We start from the raw sequence: 472 nt of genomic DNA on the forward strand, positions 1-472 counted from the left end.
AAATCTGATCCAGAGCTTTGCTGCGGCGAKATTGAGGAAACTCATGAAGGACAAGGCGGTTTTGTCGTAGCGCGTCGCGATACGGCGCATCTGCTTGAGTTTGTTGAACATCCGCTCGATGCGGTTGCGGTCCCTGTAACGCCACCAGTCTGTTTTCTGTGGAGCACTGCGGCTTTTGCGTGATGGAATAACCGGCAGGATCCCGTGGATCAGCAGATCCTGGCGGAAGCTGTCACTGTCATAGCCCCGATCAGCCAGCATGGCTTTGGGGGGCGGGACAGACAGCTTCATCAGGGCGTCTGTGGCTTTGTAGTCCGAGACCTGGCCTCCGGTAAGGACAAAGCCAAGAGGGCATCCCTGATTGTCACATCGGACATGGATCTTGCTCGTAAAGCCGCCGCGTGATCGACCAAAAGCCTCCGAATGAGCCCCCCTTTTGCGCCCGTAGCCTGTGAATGGGCGCGAACCACGG

1 protein-coding gene is annotated in these 472 nt (G+C 57.3%); it reads right to left on the reverse strand.

The genetic code is table 11. The annotated features are described in order from the left end of the window. Positions 1-472: IS5 family transposase (locus tag KP705_RS17435; protein WP_215765192.1), on the reverse strand; the 472-nt coding region annotated here is incomplete at both ends.

It is taken from the genome of Gluconobacter sp. P1D12_c, from assembly GCF_018812105.1.
Lineage (GTDB): Bacteria > Pseudomonadota > Alphaproteobacteria > Acetobacterales > Acetobacteraceae > Gluconobacter > Gluconobacter oxydans_A.